The organism is Pseudomonas sp. CCC4.1 (assembly GCF_035019225.1).
Lineage (GTDB): Bacteria > Pseudomonadota > Gammaproteobacteria > Pseudomonadales > Pseudomonadaceae > Aquipseudomonas > Aquipseudomonas bubulae.
The window spans coordinates 1-15,402 of sequence record NZ_JASJWL010000022.1; the positions used below are offsets into that span (position 1 = coordinate 1).

Sequence of the window (15,402 nt, forward strand, 5' to 3'; positions counted from 1 at the left end):
TCGCCGATGGTAGTGTGGGGTTTCCCCATGTGAGAGTAGGTCATCGTCAAGATTAAATTCCAAACCCCCTGTCTGCTCACGCAGACAGGGGGTTTGTTTTTGTGGCGAAAAAAGTTATGACCCGCCTGAGCGTATCGTTCTTCAGATCGCCTGCAGCTAAAGTCCTGCAAATAGGCACAGTTATTTTGTAGCCCGCGCACTAGAATAGGCCCAGTCATTTTCTGAGCCTGAGACTCCCTATATGCCAGATCCGGTTGACCCCCGCAGGGTGTCAGAATTACCGCTGGACGAGTTGGTGGCCTGTCATGAGTGCGATCTACTGATGCGCAAGCCGCATCTCGCTCTCGGTGAGAAAGCCCAATGCCCGCGCTGCGGCTATGAACTCTACGCTCATAGGCACAAGGTGATTGAACGCAGCCTTGCGCTTGTGATTGCTGCTTTGCTGCTCTACATACCTGCGAACTTTTTACCCATCATGCAGCTCAATCTACTGGGCCAGGCGTCGCAAGACACGGTCTGGAGTGGTGTGCTCGGTTTGTACAACACCGGCATGCAAGGCATCGCGGTGGTGGTGTTCCTGTGCAGCATGGGCATCCCGCTGCTCAAGTTGCTCTGCCAGCTTGCTGTGTTGCTGAGCATTCGCTGGAATATCGGGCGCAGCTACGGTTTGCTGATTTACCGCATTTATCACCATCTGCGTGATTGGGGCATGCTTGAGGTCTACTTCATGGGCGTGCTGGTGGCCATCGTAAAACTGTCCGATCTGGCTGAGCTGAGTCTTGGCCTGGGCCTGGTCTGTTTTGTCAGCCTGTTGCTGGTACAGGTCTGGCTGGAAGTGGTGATGTCACCTCACCAGATCTGGCAGGCGTTATCCGGGGAGGATGCTCATGCGGGCGATTGATGCGGGTATCTTGATCTGTGGCGAATGCCACGAACTGAACAGGCAAGACCCCGAAACCGACGAGCAAACCTGTACTCGCTGCGGTGCTCTGGTTCACGCGCGTCGCCCCGACAGTTTGATGCGCACCTGGGCATTGCTGCTGACGTCGGCCATTCTCTATATCCCGGCCAACCTGCTGCCGATCATGACAGTCAACTCATTGGGCCAGGGCTCGCCGAGTACGATCATGGCGGGTGTCATCGAGCTGGTACAGCACGGCATGATCCCGATCGCTGCCGTGGTGTTTGTGGCAAGTATTCTGGTGCCCACCTTCAAGCTGGTCGGCATCGCCTTGCTGTTGTTTTCGGTACAACGCCATCAGCCTCTTTCTGCCCGGCAACGTATCATCATGTACCGATTTATCGAGTTCATTGGCCGTTGGTCAATGCTGGATATTTTCGTCATTGCCATTTTGGTGGCCGTGGTGAATTTTGGACGCATAGCCAGCATCGAAGCCAATCTTGGCGCAGTGGCATTTGCCAGTGTGGTGGTGCTAACGATGCTTGCAGCTGTAACTTTTGATCCCCGACTGATTTGGGACAACACGGAGTCGGACGACGACCATGAGTGACTTGCCTACCGCTAAAACCCGCCCGGCTTCCAACTGGTCGGCGATCTGGATCCTTCCGCTTATTGCCCTGGTCATCGGTGGCTGGCTGGGGTGGCGCGCCTACAGCGAAACCGGCATCGATATTCAGGTGCGTTTCGAGAGCGGCGAAGGCATCGTCGCCAACAAGACCGAGGTGGTCTACAAAGGCATGCCCGTGGGCAAGGTGAAAACCCTCGCCCTCGACGAGTCTGGCCCCAGCAAAGGGGTGATTGCTACCGTCGAAATGGACAAGGACGTTGAGCAATACCTGAAAACCAATACCCGTTTCTGGCTGGTCAAACCCAGTGTCACTCTGGCCGGTATCACCGGGCTCGAAACGCTGGTGTCCGGCAACTATATTGCGGTCAGTCCCGCCGATGGCGAGCCTGCACGCAAGTTCAAGGCGCTGTCACAAGAACCGCCCTTGTCTGATGCCAAACCAGGTCTGCACCTGACGCTTAAAGCTGAGCGTCTCGGTTCGTTGAACCGTGGCAGCCCGGTGTTCTACAAGCAGATCCAGGTAGGGCAGATCAAAAGCTATGTGCTTTCCGAAGACCAAAGCACTGTTGAAATCAAAGTCTTTATCGAGCCGACCTACGCCAATCTGGTGCGCAAACATACGCGCTTCTGGAATGCCAGCGGTATCAGCATCGACGCCAACCTGTCGGGTGTGAAACTGCGCAGCGAATCTCTGGCCAGTATTGTGGCCGGTGGTATTGCCTTCGCCACTCCAGAGAACCGCAAAGACAGCCCGCCCACCGATTCGAGCCTGCCGTTCCGTCTTTATGAAGACTTCGATGCCGCGCAGGCGGGGATCAAGGTCAAAGTCAAACTCAGCGACTTCGAGGGCCTGCAGGCCGGTCGTACGCCGGTCATGTACAAAGGCATCCAGGTCGGTAGCCTCAAGGGTCTCAAGGTGGACCCTGATCTGACCAGCGCCAGTGCCGAGCTGACTCTGGATCCGTTGGCAGAAGATTACCTGGTGCAGGGCACCCAGTTCTGGGTGGTCAAGCCGTCCATCTCCCTGGCCGGCATTACCGGGCTGGAGGCGCTGGTCAAAGGCAACTACATTGCCATTCGCCCGGGTGACAAGGGCAGCACCCCCGAACGCGAATTCGTCGCCCGGCCAAAGGCTCCGCCGCTGGATCTGCGCTCACCGGGCCTGCATATGGTGCTCTTTACCGAGAACCTGGGCTCGCTGGATGTCGGCAGCCCGATCCTCTACAAGCAGGTCAAGGTCGGTTCGGTGCAGAGCTATCAGTTCTCCCGCACCAAAAAGCAGTTGGTGATCGGTGTCCATATCGAGAAGGAATACGAGAATCTGGTCAATGCTTCGACCCGTTTCTGGAATGCCAGCGGCATCACGTTGACCGGCGGTTTGACCGGCGGTATCCAGGTTAAAAGCGAATCCCTGCAAAGTCTGATGGCAGGCGGTATTGCTTTTGAAACGCCGGAAGCCAAGGCTCCGCTGCAAAAACGTATCCCGCGTTTCCGTCTGTTTACTGACCGTGACGCAGCCATGCAGCAGGGAGTCGCCGTTACGATCAAGGTGCCGCGTGCCGATGGCCTGCGCGAGGGTACGCCGATTCGCTTCAAGGGGCTGGATGTTGGCAAGATCGAAAGCATTGACCTGAGCGAGGACCTGCAATCGGTTCTGCTCAAGGCCCGCATCACCGAAGTGCCTGAGCGGATTGCGCGGGTTGGCAGCCAATTCTGGGTGGTCAAGCCGGAGCTTGGTTTGATGAAAACGGCCAACCTCGAAACCCTGGTCACCGGCCAGTACCTCGAGGTGCAACCGGCGAGCAAACAACTGGGGCGCCAGACCAGTTTTGTAGCCCTGGAGCAAGCGCCGGATGCCGCCGTTTCCCAGGCCGGATTGAGCCTGGTATTGAGCGCTGCCCGTCGTGGTTCGCTCAAGGAGGGCGTGCCTGTCACCTACCGTGAAGTCACCGTGGGTAAAGTCACGGGGTATGAGTTGGGCAACAGTGCCGACCGGGTGCTGGTACATATCCTGATCGAGCCGCGTTACGCGCCGTTGGTGCGTAGCGGTAGCCGCTTCTGGAATACGAGCGGTTTTGGTGTCGACTTCGGTTTGTTCAAAGGAGCAACGATTCGTACTGAATCCCTGGAAACCCTGGTGCAGGGTGGCATTGCCTTCGCCACACCGGACGGCGACAAGCTGGGCACCCAGGCTCGCCCTGAGCAAACCTTCCCGCTCTTTGACAAGTTCGAAGACGAATGGCTGCAGTGGGCACCGAAGATCCCGTTAGGCAAATAAGCTGCAAAAAAAACCGCGATCAATGATCGCGGTTTTTTTATGTACGGGGTTCAGTCTCAGACTTCATCCAGTTCGCGTTCTTCCACCGCCGTCAACGCATCAGGTTTCACCTCGTCATGGCGACGAATGTACTTCCAGTCGTCTTCATCGATATAGATCCCGTTAGGGCCGCTGCCGCCTTCCAGGTCGATGGCCACATGGGCGCAGACCTGCGGCTTCACACTGGCCAGAATCGGTACAAAGCCCAGCTGCAAACTGGTCTCCAGCAGAGCTGTCTGGTTTTTCTCGTCAATGTCGGCAGCTTCGTCCAGGTAGTACGGCAAGCGAATACGCCCGGCCTGATCGCGGTCCATCAAGTGCAGCAACAAATACATGTTGGTCAGCGCCTTGATCGTCATGGTCGTACCGTTGGACGCCGCGCCATCGATATCCGTGTGGATCACCGGCTGGCCATTGAGCTTGGTGATCTCGAACGCCAGCTCGAACAAGTCCTTGAGCCCCAACTGGTTATGGTTGGCTGCCACCAGGCGCGCCAGATACTCCTTGGCCTCTTCGTTCTTGTTGTCCTGTTCGGTGCTCTGGCTGAGGTCAAACACCGACAGTGTCTCGCCTTCTTCGTACTGGCTGGCGCTGTGGATAATCTGATCGATATGTTTGAGCGCCTCCTTGTTGGGGGCCAGCACGATACGGAAGCTTTTGAGGTTGGACACCTGACGCTTGTTGATTTCGCGGTTGAACAATGCCAGTTGATGCTCGAGGCTGTCGTAGTCGCTGCGGATATTGCGCAGCGTGCGGGCGATATCGGTGACTGCGGCCCGGCGCGCCTTGCCCAGGGTCAGGGCTTCTTCAGTGCGGTGGGCGTAGGCGTTGATCAGTAACTGCAGGCGCCGCTCCATATCGTCTTCACTGTCGAACTTGGCCACACCCTTGAGGCGTACCTGAGCGTACAGCGCCTCGATCTGGCCGTCGCAACGCAACAAGCCCTGCCAGCTGTCCTGATAGTCGTTGAGCAACGGCAGCAGGTTGTCCATCGAATCGTCGACCGGATCCATAAATGGCGTACCGAACGGCAAGTCGGCGGGCAGCAGTTGGCGTCGACGCAAGCTGTCATCCAGGGTGCGCTGTTTGGCTTCCATGTCACCGATCTGGCGACCGACCAGTTGCAACTTGGCCGACAACTGCTGGACGCGCTCGGTGAAGGCATCGCTGGAGCGTTTCAACTCGTCCTGCGCAGCTTCGGCCTGAGCCAGTTGCTCGAGTTTTTCGCCTTCTTCTGCACTGAGCGTCTGGCTGCGGCGGAAATCTTCCAGCGCCTTTTGCGCATCCAGCACCTGCTGATACAGGGACTCGGCTTCGCTCTTGCTTGCGGCGCGGTCTGAGGTCACGGCCTGCTGGGTCTTGAGTTGCTTGAGCTCTTTTTCCAGACGCTCTTTCTGCTCGCGCAAAGCCGCGCGGTCCGCCAGTGCCTGCAGGGCAGGGGGCTCGATATGGCTCAAGTCGATGGACAGGCCCGGGGCTTCAAAACGCTCGCCTTTAAAGCCATCGAGGATCAGCTCCAGCGATTTGACCCAGGCATCGCTGTCATCCAGCGCAATCCCGTGCTCACCCAGGGGCAGGCTGAACAGGGCACTGTTGAACAGGCGCATCAGGCGTTCCACATCCTGCTGCGAAAACTCTTCGCGCAAGCGGGCATAGCTGTTGTTGTCGGCGTGATCGAGCTGCTGCTTGACCGACTTGAGGCGCTTTTCCAGATCGCGCAGTCGCTCGTCCAGATCCTCGGCACTGAACTGACGCGACTGCGCCAGCGCTCCCGCCAGTTCGTCGTGGGCGTCTTTGGCGCTCAGCAATTGCTGCTCAAGCACCTTTACGTCGTCGACCAGGGCGAAGCGATGTTTGAGCACTGACAACTCGCCGAGCCAGCGCTGGATACCGGAAATTTCCCGCTCAAGACGCATCAACTCCTGAGTGCTGCTGCGCTGGTTGTTTTGCAGGGCGTCCTGTTCGTTGCGGTAGTGCTCGGACTGGATCAGCAGCTCTTCCTTGCGGGCCCCGGCGTAGTCCTGCCAGGTACCGAGCAAGGAGTCGAGCAGCGGTGACAGGCGGTGCAGCTTGCCGCGCAGCAGGTCACGCTGGCGTACTCCGGCAGCCAGCGACTCAACCAGGGGGCCGGCGCCGACCAGTGCGTTGTAGTCCTGCTCCATGCGTCGTACATCACGGAAAGCTTCTTCGCACGCGGCAATGTAATCAACGCTGCCCGAACGCAGGCTGTGTTCGAACGCATCGAGGAACAGTTGCTTGAGCTTGGCCGCAGTGATTTCGCGCATATGCAGCAGGTTGATAAATAGCGCGCGGAAGGTCTTGAGGCTCTGCTCGCTGGTGGAGCGCAGCGGGATCAGGGTCAGGTCCAGGGGGATCGACGTATGGCCGCCCACCAGCAGACGCCGAAGCTCATCAGGCTTGAGCTCGTAGGCTTTGAGGCCATTACGCTCCAGGTTGTTGAACAGCTCTTTCTGGCGCAGGCAGGTGTCGTCTTTCTGGTAGTGGGCCAGGTCCAGTTTGCCCGCGTAGGCAAAAAACTGGTGACCGAAGCCGCCCCCCGGGCCGCGACCGACAACACCGATCACATGGGGGCCGTGGGGCAGGGACACTTCGACCAGGATGTAGCTGGTGTCCGAGGCAAAGTAAAAGCGTCGCGACTGCTCAAGGCTGTATTTGCCGAAGCTCATGTCGGACATGCGCGCCAGAATCGGGAACTGCAAGGCGTTGATTGATGCCGACTTGCCGAGGTTGTTCGCCCCGTAGACCGACAGCGGGTGTTCCAGCGGGAACAGCCCCAGGCTGTAACCGGCGGTGTTCAACAGGGCAAAGCGGCGAATGCCGTAGCGTTCCTGGCTCATGCGTCCATCTCCTGTTGTTCGTCGGCAATGGCGCGGGCCAATGCGGTTTCTTCGTCCTCACTGTCGTCATCGGCCAGCACCGGTGTGGGCAATGGCAAGATGCTGTGCAGGCTGGCGGCCAGGTCGCGGTCTTGTTGCACCGACAGGCACACATCGAGAAAACGGTGCATCGGTGGCAGAAAGCGATAGATGCCGGGTTCTTCACTGGCAAAACCGAGCTGGGTCATGCGGCGCATGATCTTTTCTTCCAGTTCGTCCTGGCTGGTGACTTCAGCCTGCACAAACAGGTCGCGGTATTTTTCCAGCAGCGCAGGCAACTCGTCGCGGCCCAGGCTGCCACCGTCGAGCACGGCGATCGGGTCGCGGCCCTGATCGGCCAGATGCTCGACGATGATGAACGTGAATAGCGCCAGGCGCTGTGCGGTCTTGTTGACCTGCGCAGTGGCAGTGTCGGGCACAAAGTAATAGAAGCCGCGGGTATCACACACCAGTTCAAAGCCCAGGGCTTTAAACAGGGCGCGGTATTGATCCTGGAAGTTCGACAGTTGCGCGTACAGCTCCGGGTCGCGGCGGCTGACGTGATAACCCTTGAACAGCTCACGAAAAATCGGTGCCAGCTGGGACAGTTCAGAAAGATCAAGATGCATGCAGAGAGCTCGCAGTAGTCTGGGTCGCATCTTCGCTGTGAGAAAGCAGAGCGAAGGAGCGCAGGCTGACCAAATGTTCGTGTGTGTGGTAATCGCGGCGCTCCAGGCGTTCGCGCACGAAGCGTTTTTCACGGGACAGGCGTGAGAACCAGTACAGCAGTTCATCGGTGTCGCCGTCTGGCTCTTGTGCCAGCAGCCAGCACATCAAGTCCGGCATCGGTAGCGCATCGCTGCAGCGGTCGAGCATTTCCTTGACCGTGCGCGGGGCCTTGGGCGTTTCGCCGCGGTGGACCTTATGCGCCTTGGGAAATTTCGCCGGTTTGGCTTCGAAGCGGGCCAGGGCATAGACATAAGCCTCAACCTGACTGGCGCTGCCCAAAAAGGTGCTTTGCGGGCGAGTGAACATCGGCATGGCTGCTTGCGGCACTGCGTCCAGGCCTTTGCGGCGGATGGCTGCCAGTGCCAGCGCGGCACCACGGGTCACGGCATTGTGCCGGCGGGCTTCTTCACGCAGCGGCAGTAGCAACTCACGGGCATGGCGCAGGGTCATCTGGGCGCTGGTTTGCATCTCAAGGATGCGCGCATGGGTGCGCAGCAGCATGTCGTCGTCTACCAAGTGGCCGAGGCGTTGCTGTTCGCTGAGCATGCGCAGCAGCACCACTTCGACCTTGCGTACGCCTTGCTCGAAAGCGCCGTCGGCGTTGACCAGCTGAATCATGGGTTCGACGTATTCATCCCAGGTTGCCAGCACTTCGGCATAGCGCTGACGCAACGGAATTTGCCGGTCGCTGGTCTTGGCCCGTTCGGCTACGGCCACCAGCGCCTGTTCATCGTTGGCGAGTTTTTTCAATACATCGCGTACCCGCATATCGAGTAAACGCAGCTGGCGTGCCAGGTCATGGCCGTCTCGAATGTCGAAGGCATCCTGGATATAACCTGCCAGCCGCTCCAGATGGCGCAGGTAGGCTTCGATTTCCAGGCACAGGCCAAGGCGGTGCTCGTGGCGCAAATAAGCCAGAAAGTCGTGAATCTGGGCGTTTAGCTCGAAACGGTTCGGGCTTTTGGCGACCGGCACCAGAATGTCCAGACGAATCCAGGCATCGAGCACGGCGGTGATGTCTTGCGGCGTGCTGTCCATCTGATGAACGGCCAGTTGCAGGCGTAATTCGTTCAGGCTCAGGGTGCCTTGGTCGAAGTGTTCACACAAAGGCTCAAGGAGTGCCCAGTGCTCGGCGAGGGCACGTAAAACGCGCTTGGGTTCGATCATGGGAGGGCCGGTCAATTGGCAAGTAAAGGCCGCGATTGTACTGCAACGTGCTGTCGAGTCATCACTTGGCAGATCAACTGCGGGCGGGAAGGGCAGAAGGGCGGTAGAATCCCCACACTTTAGTAATCCACAGATGGCCGACCCTTGTTGAATGAGTCCCGCCGCCGCGCTTTCTTGACTGCCATGCAAGTGGTCAGCTGGTTGCCGCGCACTGAACTGCCGTTTGCCGCCCCTTCGCGGCCAGAACTGCTGGTGCTCCCCGAGCCGCCCGTGGAGCCTGTGATCACAAGGCCTGCGGTCAAGGCGGCGGTTGCACCGGGCAAACCTGTCGAGCGGCCAAAAATCGAAGTGCCCCGGCCTTCGGTCAGTCGCCCGGTCAGCAAACCGGTGGTCGAAGCCGAGTTGGCACCTGTACCGGCCAAGGTCGTGCAACTGCCACCGCCGCGTTTTGCCCTGCAGTTACTGCGGGCCGGACGTTGCCTGGTGCTGGTGGAGTTACCCACAGGCGGTGCATTCCAGAGCCGCGACCCGGCCTATTTATTGTTAAAGGACATGTTGCGCGCTGCCGGCTTGCCCGACAGCCCGCAAATCATTGGCGAGCCGGTGCGCTGGCCGTTGCTGCGGCGTGGCAATGTCGATCAAGGGCCCGAGGCTGCGCGTGAGTTTGTGCAGGGCTTTCTTATGGCCCGCCTGGAAGAGGCCGAATGTGCCTGTTTGTGGCTGATCGGGCTGCCTGCGGTGCGCTTTGCCGGTGAGGCCGATGCCGAGGCGTTCAACACTGAACTGCAAATTGAAGGGTTGGGCAGCGCATGGGCGTTGCCGGGCCTGGAACTCTTAATGGATGAGCCACAACGCAAAGCGCATGTGTGGCAAGCCATGCGCCGGCTGATGGCGCGCTGGAAACAGAACGATGAGTGATGCGGTAACTTTTCGCCCGATGACCGAGGCGGACCTTGATGCGGTATTGAAAATTGAATACGCCGCTTTCAGTCACCCCTGGACCCGTGGCATATTTCTCGACGGCCTGGGCAAGTACCATATCTGGTTGATGTTTGAAGGTGAGCAGCAGGTAGGGCATGGCGTGGTGCAGATCATCCTCGACGAGGCCCATCTGCTCAATATCACCGTCAAGCCCGAGAGCCAGGGCCGTGGCCTGGGGCTCAAGCTGCTTGAGCACTTGATGTCGATTGCCTATCAGCATGAGGCGCGCGAATGCTTCCTTGAGCTGCGCGACAGCAATACCGCGGCGTTCAAGTTGTATGAGCGTTATGGCTTCAATGAAATCGGCCGTCGCCGTGACTACTACCCGGCTGTGGGTGGGCGTGAAGATGCGGTGGTGATGGCCTGCACGCTGGTCGACTGACGGCGATAAGTCGTTATGTGGGAGCGGGCTTGCTGGCGATGCTGGCGCTGCGGTTTATCAGGTAAACCGTGTTGATCCGATCGCGAGCAAGCCCGCTCCCACAGGGTTTACCTTTCAACGCTTGCGTCCCACCGGGTCAATTTCCGCCAGTTCGGCTTCATCCAGCCCTTTGCCGGCGCCGATTTCGTCTTCATCAACCAGGCTCAGATCCCAGTCAGCGGCACCGTCCGGGCCCTGGGCAGCCTCCTTGGCATCGCGGGCGCCGTCCTCGCGGATCAGCATCTCCTGCTCCAGGTCGTCGTCGTTGAGGCCCAGATCCAGTTCGTCATCCAGCGCGGCTCTGTGCCTGGAGCCTGTATCGTCGACAAACAAGTCGCTGACGGGCTCATAGGTATCGTCATCATCAAAATCCAGCGGCTCCACCGAACCCATGGCGTCCTCGATATCGTCGATAGGTGCGGGTTGTGGTGCCCCGTAGGGGCGACGTGAATCAGTCATGGTAATTCCTCATACTCTGGGTGCTTTAATACGATGACTGTAGCCATTGCTGAAGATTCCACCCAACTGACCGCCGGAATGTCATGGGGCAAGTGACCCCGACCGCTGGTCGGCTGTCAGAACAGCGCATCAACTCTTGAGGCTCCACAGCATGAACGAACTACAAGATCTGATTGATAACAATGAGCGTTGGGCCGATGCGATCAAGCAGGAAGATCCCGACTTCTTCGCCAAGCTGGCCCGCCAGCAAACACCGGAATACCTGTGGATTGGTTGTTCGGATGCGCGGGTGCCGGCCAACGAAATTGTCGGCATGTTGCCCGGCGATCTTTTTGTGCACCGCAACGTGGCCAATGTCGTGTTGCACACTGACTTGAACTGCCTGTCGGTGATCCAGTACGCGGTCGACGTTTTGAAGGTCAAACATATTCTGGTGACCGGCCACTATGGCTGTGGCGGTGTACGCGCATCGATGAAGGACCAGCAGATGGGGCTGATCGATGGCTGGCTGCGTTCGATTCGTGACCTGTATTACGAGAATCGTGAAGCGCTGGCGCTATTACCCACCGAGGAAGAGCGGGTTGACCGCCTCTGCGAATTGAACGTGATCCAGCAGGTGGCGAACGTCGGGCATACCAATATTGTGCAAAATGCCTGGCACCGCGGGCAGAAGCTGTCGGTGCATGGCTGCATCTACGGGATCAAGGACGGTCGCTGGAAAAGCCTGAACACCACCATCAGCGGCCTTGACCAGTTGCCGCCGCAGTATCGTTTGCGGCCGGTGGGCGCAGTATGAAGTTGCATGCATAACCTGTGGGAGCGGGCTTGCTCGCGATGGTATCGACGCGGTTTTCCTGCTTTACCGCGCCGCCTGAATCGCGAGCAAGCCCGCTCCCACATTTAGTTACGAGTTCGCTTACGGCATCACCGGCGCGGTATACACCAGCGTCGTCCCCAATGCCCACAGCAAAAACAGCACCAGCGGCGTGTGCACCAACAGTTGCACAAACGAGAAGCCGATCAAGTCCCGCGCCTTCAAACCCAGTACGCCCAGCAGCGGCAGCATGTAAAACGGATTGATCAGATTGGGCAGCGCCTCGGCGGCGTTGTAGATCTGCACAGCCCAACCCAGGTGATAGCCCAGATCATTGGCCACCTGCATCACGTACGGCGCTTCGATAATCCACTTGCCGCCACCCGACGGGATAAAAAAGCCCAGAATCGCCGAATACACGCCCATCAATAATGCATAGGTGTCATGGGACGCGATCTGCACGAAAAACGTCGAGATATGGTGGGCCAGTGTTTGCCCGTCGGTGCCCTTGACCACCGTCATCAATGCGGCAATCGAACCATACAGCGGAAACTGGATCATCACCCCGGTGGTGGTGGGCACGGCGCTGGTCACGGCATTGAGAAAACTGCGCGGGCGCCAGTGCAGCAGGGCACCGAGCATCAGGAACAGAAAATTGTAAGTGTTGAGCCCGGAGATGGCGCTGATCGCCGGTTTGGTCGAAAACTCATGGAACAACCAGCCAGCAGCCAGCAGCACCAGCAAAATGGTCAGCAGCGGGCTGTATTCCAGCCACTCACCGGGGCGTGTGCGCGGGGGGAGCTTCGGTGAGCTGAAGCTCGGGTCGATACCGCAGGCAGCTGCGTCGCGGGCCGATTCAGCGCCGGGTGCGGTGGCGTAGGCGACAATCAACGACACCACTACCAGCGCCGCCAGCAACACCCCGGACTGCCAGAGAAAGATGGTTTCAGTGAAGGGGATAACCCCGGTAATCGCCAGAATCGACGGCGGCAGGCTGGCGGGGTTGGCTTGCAACTGTGCAGCCGAAGACGACAATCCCAGTGCCCACACCGCGCCCAGCCCCAGGTAGGCCGCAGCGCCGGCGGCGCGATAGTCCATGCGCAGGTTGGTGCGCCGGGCCAGTGCCCGTACCAGTAAACCGCCAAACACCAGCGACAGCCCCCAGTTGAGCAATGACGCGACCATTGAAATCAACGCTACCCAGCACACCGCCTGGCGGCCGTTTTTCGGTACCCGGGCCAGTTTGTCGATCAATTTGACGGCGGGCGGCGAGCTGGCCACCACATAACCGCCAATCACCACGAAGGCCATTTGCATGGTGAACGGGATCAGGCTCCAGAAGCCGTCACCAAATGCCATGGCGGCATCGGTGGGTTTGGCGCCCATCAGCATCGTGGCCAGTGCCACGGTTATTACCGCAACAGCGGCGAACACCCACGAATCGGGAAACCAGCGCTCGGCAAAGTTCGAGCAGCGCAGGGCAAAGCGGGCAGAGCGGCTGTCTGTAATCTCGGCGGCCATGAAATGTACCTCGGTTTTCTTATGGTTATGGGATGGCCCGAGCACAGTAAATCAAAGCGGGAGCAATTCCGATGGCCCGCTGCGTGTGGCCATGAATGTGCAGGGTTATTCAGTGGCCTCGGTTTTGGATGAACGGTCGTTTTCGGCGCTCCAGAAAATTCGCCTAAAGCCGATTCTGTTGCACGCATTCTTTCATTGCTCCGGGTACCCCATGTTCAACACACGCTTGAAGCAAGAGCTGTCGGCTCTTCGCGAAGAAATATCCAGCCTGCAGCAGGTTCGGGAGAGCCTGGACAGCGAAATGCTGGTGCTGTCTCTGGGCGCGGATGGGCGCATCGAGACAGCCAACCATAACTTCACCCAACAGATGCACTACACCGGTACTGCGTTGCTGGGTCTGCATATTGATGAACTGGTGCCCGCGCACCTGAAAAACGACGAACACAGCCTTCGTTTCAAGAGCGCCATGAAGCGCAATGAACATTACAGTGGCACCGTGCGCTTGCTGCGCGGCAATGGCCAGGAAGCGTGGCTGCGCTCGATCATGCAGCCGATTCTGGACTCCAGCGGGCGGGTGCTGCGCATTTCGATTTTCTCCAGTGACCTGACGCGCACCATCGAAACTTCCCGCGACCATGAAAACCTGATGAGTGCGCTGATGCGTTCTACCGCCGTGATCGAGTTCAACCTCAAGGGCGAAGTCCTGACCGCCAATGAGCGTTTTCTCTCCGGCATGGGGTATACCCTGGGGCAGATCCAGGGCAAACATCACCGCATGTTCTGCACCTCGCAAGAACAGAACAGTGCCGAATACCAGGCCTTCTGGCAGCGTTTAAATGCGGGTGAGTTTGTCGCGGCACGCTTTCAGCGCATCGACAGTCACGGCCGTGATGTATGGCTTGAGGCCACCTACAACCCGGTGCGCGACGCCAATGACAACCTGTACAAAGTGGTGAAGTTCGCCACGGTGATCACCGATCAGGTTCATCAGGAACAGGCCGTCTGCGAAGCGGCAGGCATTGCCTACAGCACTTCGCTGCAAACCGACAGCAGTGCCCAGCGCGGCACCAAAGTGGTGACCGAAGCGGTGCAAGTGATGCGTGATCTGGCCCGTCACATGCAGCAGGCGGGTGACGGCATTGAAGCCTTGAGCGATCAGTCGCAAGTGATTGGCAGCATCGTCAAGACCATCAGCTCGATTGCCGACCAGACCAACTTGCTGGCGCTTAACGCCGCCATTGAGGCCGCGCGTGCCGGTGAACAAGGTCGTGGTTTTGCCGTCGTGGCTGACGAAGTGCGCCAATTGGCGTCGCGCACCAGCAAGGCCACTGAAGAAATCATCGGTGTGGTGCGGCAGAACCAGGACATGGCCCGTAGCGCCGTGACCCTGATGGCCGATGGCAAGCTTCAGGCCGAAGCAGGATTGGCGTTGGCCGCCGAAGCGGGCACGGTGATTGTCGAAATCCAGGATGGCGCGCAGAAAGTGGTCGATGCCGTGGGTCAGTTTGCCAACCAGCTGTCGTCATGAGCCTTGATATGCAGGGGTTGAACTTAAGAAAAATCCCTCTGAGGTGACGGAAAAAGTACTGGTAGGAGTAAACTCCAGGCTTTCCAAAGGAGTTTCTATGAGTCTCTACCAGTCGAGCATTCTTGCCAAACCGATACCTTCGCAAGCGCGTTACATGTTTTTCGCCCTCAAGTCAGTAGAAGCTTTGCCGGCTGCACTCGACACCTTGTCGCAGTGGGTGGATGGCAAAAGCGTGGTGGCCGGTTTTGGTTCGCCGCTGGTATTGGCCCTTGGCGCGAAAGTCCCGGGGTTGCGGGTGTTTCCTGCGATCAATGCCATGGTTGAAAACCCGTCGACCCAGCACGCCCTGTGGCTGTGGTTGCTGGGCGAAGACCGTGGCGAGCTGCTGCACCGCAGCCAGGCCATCGAGACTGCCCTGGCGCCTGCGTTCAACCTGCTGCAAGTGACCGAAGGCTTCCGTTACGGCACTGATCGTGACCTGACCGGCTACGAAGACGGCACTGAAAACCCGGTGGACGAAGCGGCTGTGGACGCGGCCATCGTTGCCAATGCTGGCGCCGGGCTGGACGGTGGCAGCTTTGTGGCCATTCAGCAGTGGCAGCATGACCTGAACGGTTTTGCCGCACTGCCGTCCGAGGAGCAGGACAACATCATGGGTCGTCGCAAGAGCGACAACGAAGAGCTGGACGATGCGCCGGAGTCGGCCCACGTCAAGCGGACGGCCCAGGAAAGCTTCACCCCGGAAGCCTTTATTGTGCGTCGCTCCATGCCGTGGACAGAAAACGGCAAGTCCGGGCTGATGTTTGTTGCCTTCGGTCGCACCTTGAATGCCTTTGAAGTGCAACTGCGGCGCATGAGCGGTCTGGAAGACGGCATCATCGATGGCTTGTATCGTTACAGCCGTCCACTTAACGGTGGCTACTACTGGTGCCCGCCGATGAAAGACGGGCGGATGGATTTGAGTGCGGTGCGTCCGTAATAAGCGTCACTCCCCCGTAGCAGAGCGGAGTCAGCGACGACTGGTTTCAGGAATTGTCTGATTATTTTTTGCATGCCGCAG

General features: G+C 58.8%; 12 protein-coding genes and 2 pseudogenes. 9 read left to right on the forward strand and 5 right to left on the reverse strand.

Annotated features, from left to right (window positions below):
* Positions 1–241 precede the first annotated feature (241 nt).
* From QN377_RS11220 to QN377_RS11230, 3 genes are read left to right on the forward strand one after another with little or no spacing between them, the layout of a single operon-like run.
* On the forward strand, positions 242–901 hold the full coding sequence (locus tag QN377_RS11220; RefSeq protein WP_095019684.1) for a paraquat-inducible protein A: 660 nt from the start codon (positions 242–244) through the stop codon (positions 899–901).
* A complete protein-coding gene (locus QN377_RS11225) occupies positions 888–1,511 on the forward strand; it encodes a paraquat-inducible protein A (RefSeq protein WP_095003217.1) in 624 nt (207 codons plus the stop codon). The genes QN377_RS11220 and QN377_RS11225 overlap by 14 nt, the downstream gene beginning before the upstream one ends.
* Positions 1,504–3,807, forward strand: coding sequence for a PqiB family protein (locus QN377_RS11230; protein WP_095003216.1), 2,304 nt, complete (start codon positions 1,504–1,506; stop codon positions 3,805–3,807). Before QN377_RS11225 ends, QN377_RS11230 begins: the two co-directional genes overlap by 8 nt.
* Positions 3,808–3,863: 56 nt before the next feature.
* Here the strand turns inward: QN377_RS11230 and mksF are convergent, their stop codons facing one another.
* The 3 genes from mksF to mksB are packed head-to-tail and all read right to left on the reverse strand — an operon-like array spanning position 3,864 to position 8,618.
* Positions 3,864–6,704, reverse strand: a complete 2,841-nt coding sequence (gene mksF / locus QN377_RS11235) for an Mks condensin complex protein MksF (protein ID WP_322212353.1) — start codon at positions 6,702–6,704, stop codon at positions 3,864–3,866.
* The gene (gene mksE / locus QN377_RS11240; protein ID WP_150628566.1) at positions 6,701–7,351 is read right to left on the reverse strand and encodes an Mks condensin complex protein MksE; all 651 of its coding nucleotides are present in this window, start codon (positions 7,349–7,351) and stop codon (positions 6,701–6,703) included. The genes mksF and mksE overlap by 4 nt, the downstream gene beginning before the upstream one ends.
* Positions 7,341–8,618: an Mks condensin complex protein MksB gene (gene mksB, locus QN377_RS11245; protein ID WP_095019681.1), complete on the reverse strand. Its 1,278-nt coding sequence runs from the start codon at positions 8,616–8,618 to the stop codon at positions 7,341–7,343. The genes mksE and mksB overlap by 11 nt, the downstream gene beginning before the upstream one ends.
* A gap of 144 nt (positions 8,619–8,762) precedes the next feature.
* Between mksB and QN377_RS11250 the strand changes: the two genes are divergently transcribed.
* Positions 8,763–9,536: an energy transducer TonB gene (locus QN377_RS11250; protein ID WP_150628568.1), complete on the forward strand. Its 774-nt coding sequence runs from the start codon at positions 8,763–8,765 to the stop codon at positions 9,534–9,536.
* On the forward strand, positions 9,529–9,981 hold the full coding sequence (gene rimI, locus QN377_RS11255; protein WP_016781701.1) for a ribosomal protein S18-alanine N-acetyltransferase: 453 nt from the start codon (positions 9,529–9,531) through the stop codon (positions 9,979–9,981). The genes QN377_RS11250 and rimI overlap by 8 nt, the downstream gene beginning before the upstream one ends.
* A gap of 114 nt (positions 9,982–10,095) precedes the next feature.
* Here the strand turns inward: rimI and QN377_RS11260 are convergent, their stop codons facing one another.
* A complete protein-coding gene (locus tag QN377_RS11260; protein ID WP_169916771.1) occupies positions 10,096–10,479 on the reverse strand; it encodes a serine kinase/phosphatase in 384 nt (127 codons plus the stop codon).
* Between the two features lie 151 nt (positions 10,480–10,630).
* On the opposite strand from QN377_RS11260, the gene can reads away from it, so the two are divergent.
* Positions 10,631–11,275, forward strand: a complete 645-nt coding sequence (gene can, locus QN377_RS11265; protein WP_095003211.1) for a carbonate dehydratase — start codon at positions 10,631–10,633, stop codon at positions 11,273–11,275.
* 120 nt (positions 11,276–11,395) lie between these two features.
* Here can and QN377_RS11270 read toward each other — a convergent pair whose 3' ends face one another.
* Complete coding sequence (locus tag QN377_RS11270; RefSeq protein WP_095003210.1) at positions 11,396–12,814, reverse strand: short-chain fatty acid transporter; 1,419 nt, start codon at positions 12,812–12,814, stop codon at positions 11,396–11,398.
* A 301-nt stretch (positions 12,815–13,115) separates the two neighbouring features.
* Between QN377_RS11270 and QN377_RS22855 the strand changes: the two are divergent.
* From QN377_RS22855 to QN377_RS11280, 3 genes and pseudogenes are all read left to right on the forward strand, one after another.
* A pseudogene (locus QN377_RS22855) lies at positions 13,116–13,802 on the forward strand (PAS domain-containing protein); the annotation flags it as partial.
* A 108-nt stretch (positions 13,803–13,910) separates the two neighbouring features.
* Positions 13,911–14,342: pseudogene (locus QN377_RS22860) on the forward strand (methyl-accepting chemotaxis protein); the annotation flags it as partial.
* 97 nt (positions 14,343–14,439) lie between these two features.
* Complete coding sequence (locus QN377_RS11280) at positions 14,440–15,321, forward strand: Dyp-type peroxidase (protein WP_095039415.1); 882 nt, start codon at positions 14,440–14,442, stop codon at positions 15,319–15,321.
* The last annotated feature ends 81 nt before the right edge of the window (positions 15,322–15,402 follow it).

What these genes read in the sequence shown, in the direction of transcription:
- QN377_RS11220 (WP_095019684.1), top strand. Translation starts at nt 242, where the DNA reads ATGCCAGATCCGGTTGACCCCCGCAGGGTGTCAGAATTACCGCTGGAC.
- QN377_RS11225 (WP_095003217.1), top strand. Translation starts at nt 888, where the DNA reads ATGCGGGCGATTGATGCGGGTATCTTGATCTGTGGCGAATGCCACGAA.
- QN377_RS11230 (WP_095003216.1), top strand. Translation starts at nt 1,504, where the DNA reads ATGAGTGACTTGCCTACCGCTAAAACCCGCCCGGCTTCCAACTGGTCG.
- mksF (WP_322212353.1), bottom strand. Translation starts at nt 6,704, where the DNA reads ATGAGCCAGGAACGCTACGGCATTCGCCGCTTTGCCCTGTTGAACACC.
- mksE (WP_150628566.1), bottom strand. Translation starts at nt 7,351, where the DNA reads ATGCATCTTGATCTTTCTGAACTGTCCCAGCTGGCACCGATTTTTCGT.
- mksB (WP_095019681.1), bottom strand. Translation starts at nt 8,618, where the DNA reads ATGATCGAACCCAAGCGCGTTTTACGTGCCCTCGCCGAGCACTGGGCA.
- rimI (WP_016781701.1), top strand. Translation starts at nt 9,529, where the DNA reads ATGAGTGATGCGGTAACTTTTCGCCCGATGACCGAGGCGGACCTTGAT.
- QN377_RS11260 (WP_169916771.1), bottom strand. Translation starts at nt 10,479, where the DNA reads ATGACTGATTCACGTCGCCCCTACGGGGCACCACAACCCGCACCTATC.
- can (WP_095003211.1), top strand. Translation starts at nt 10,631, where the DNA reads ATGAACGAACTACAAGATCTGATTGATAACAATGAGCGTTGGGCCGAT.
- QN377_RS11270 (WP_095003210.1), bottom strand. Translation starts at nt 12,814, where the DNA reads ATGGCCGCCGAGATTACAGACAGCCGCTCTGCCCGCTTTGCCCTGCGC.
- QN377_RS11280 (WP_095039415.1), top strand. Translation starts at nt 14,440, where the DNA reads ATGAGTCTCTACCAGTCGAGCATTCTTGCCAAACCGATACCTTCGCAA.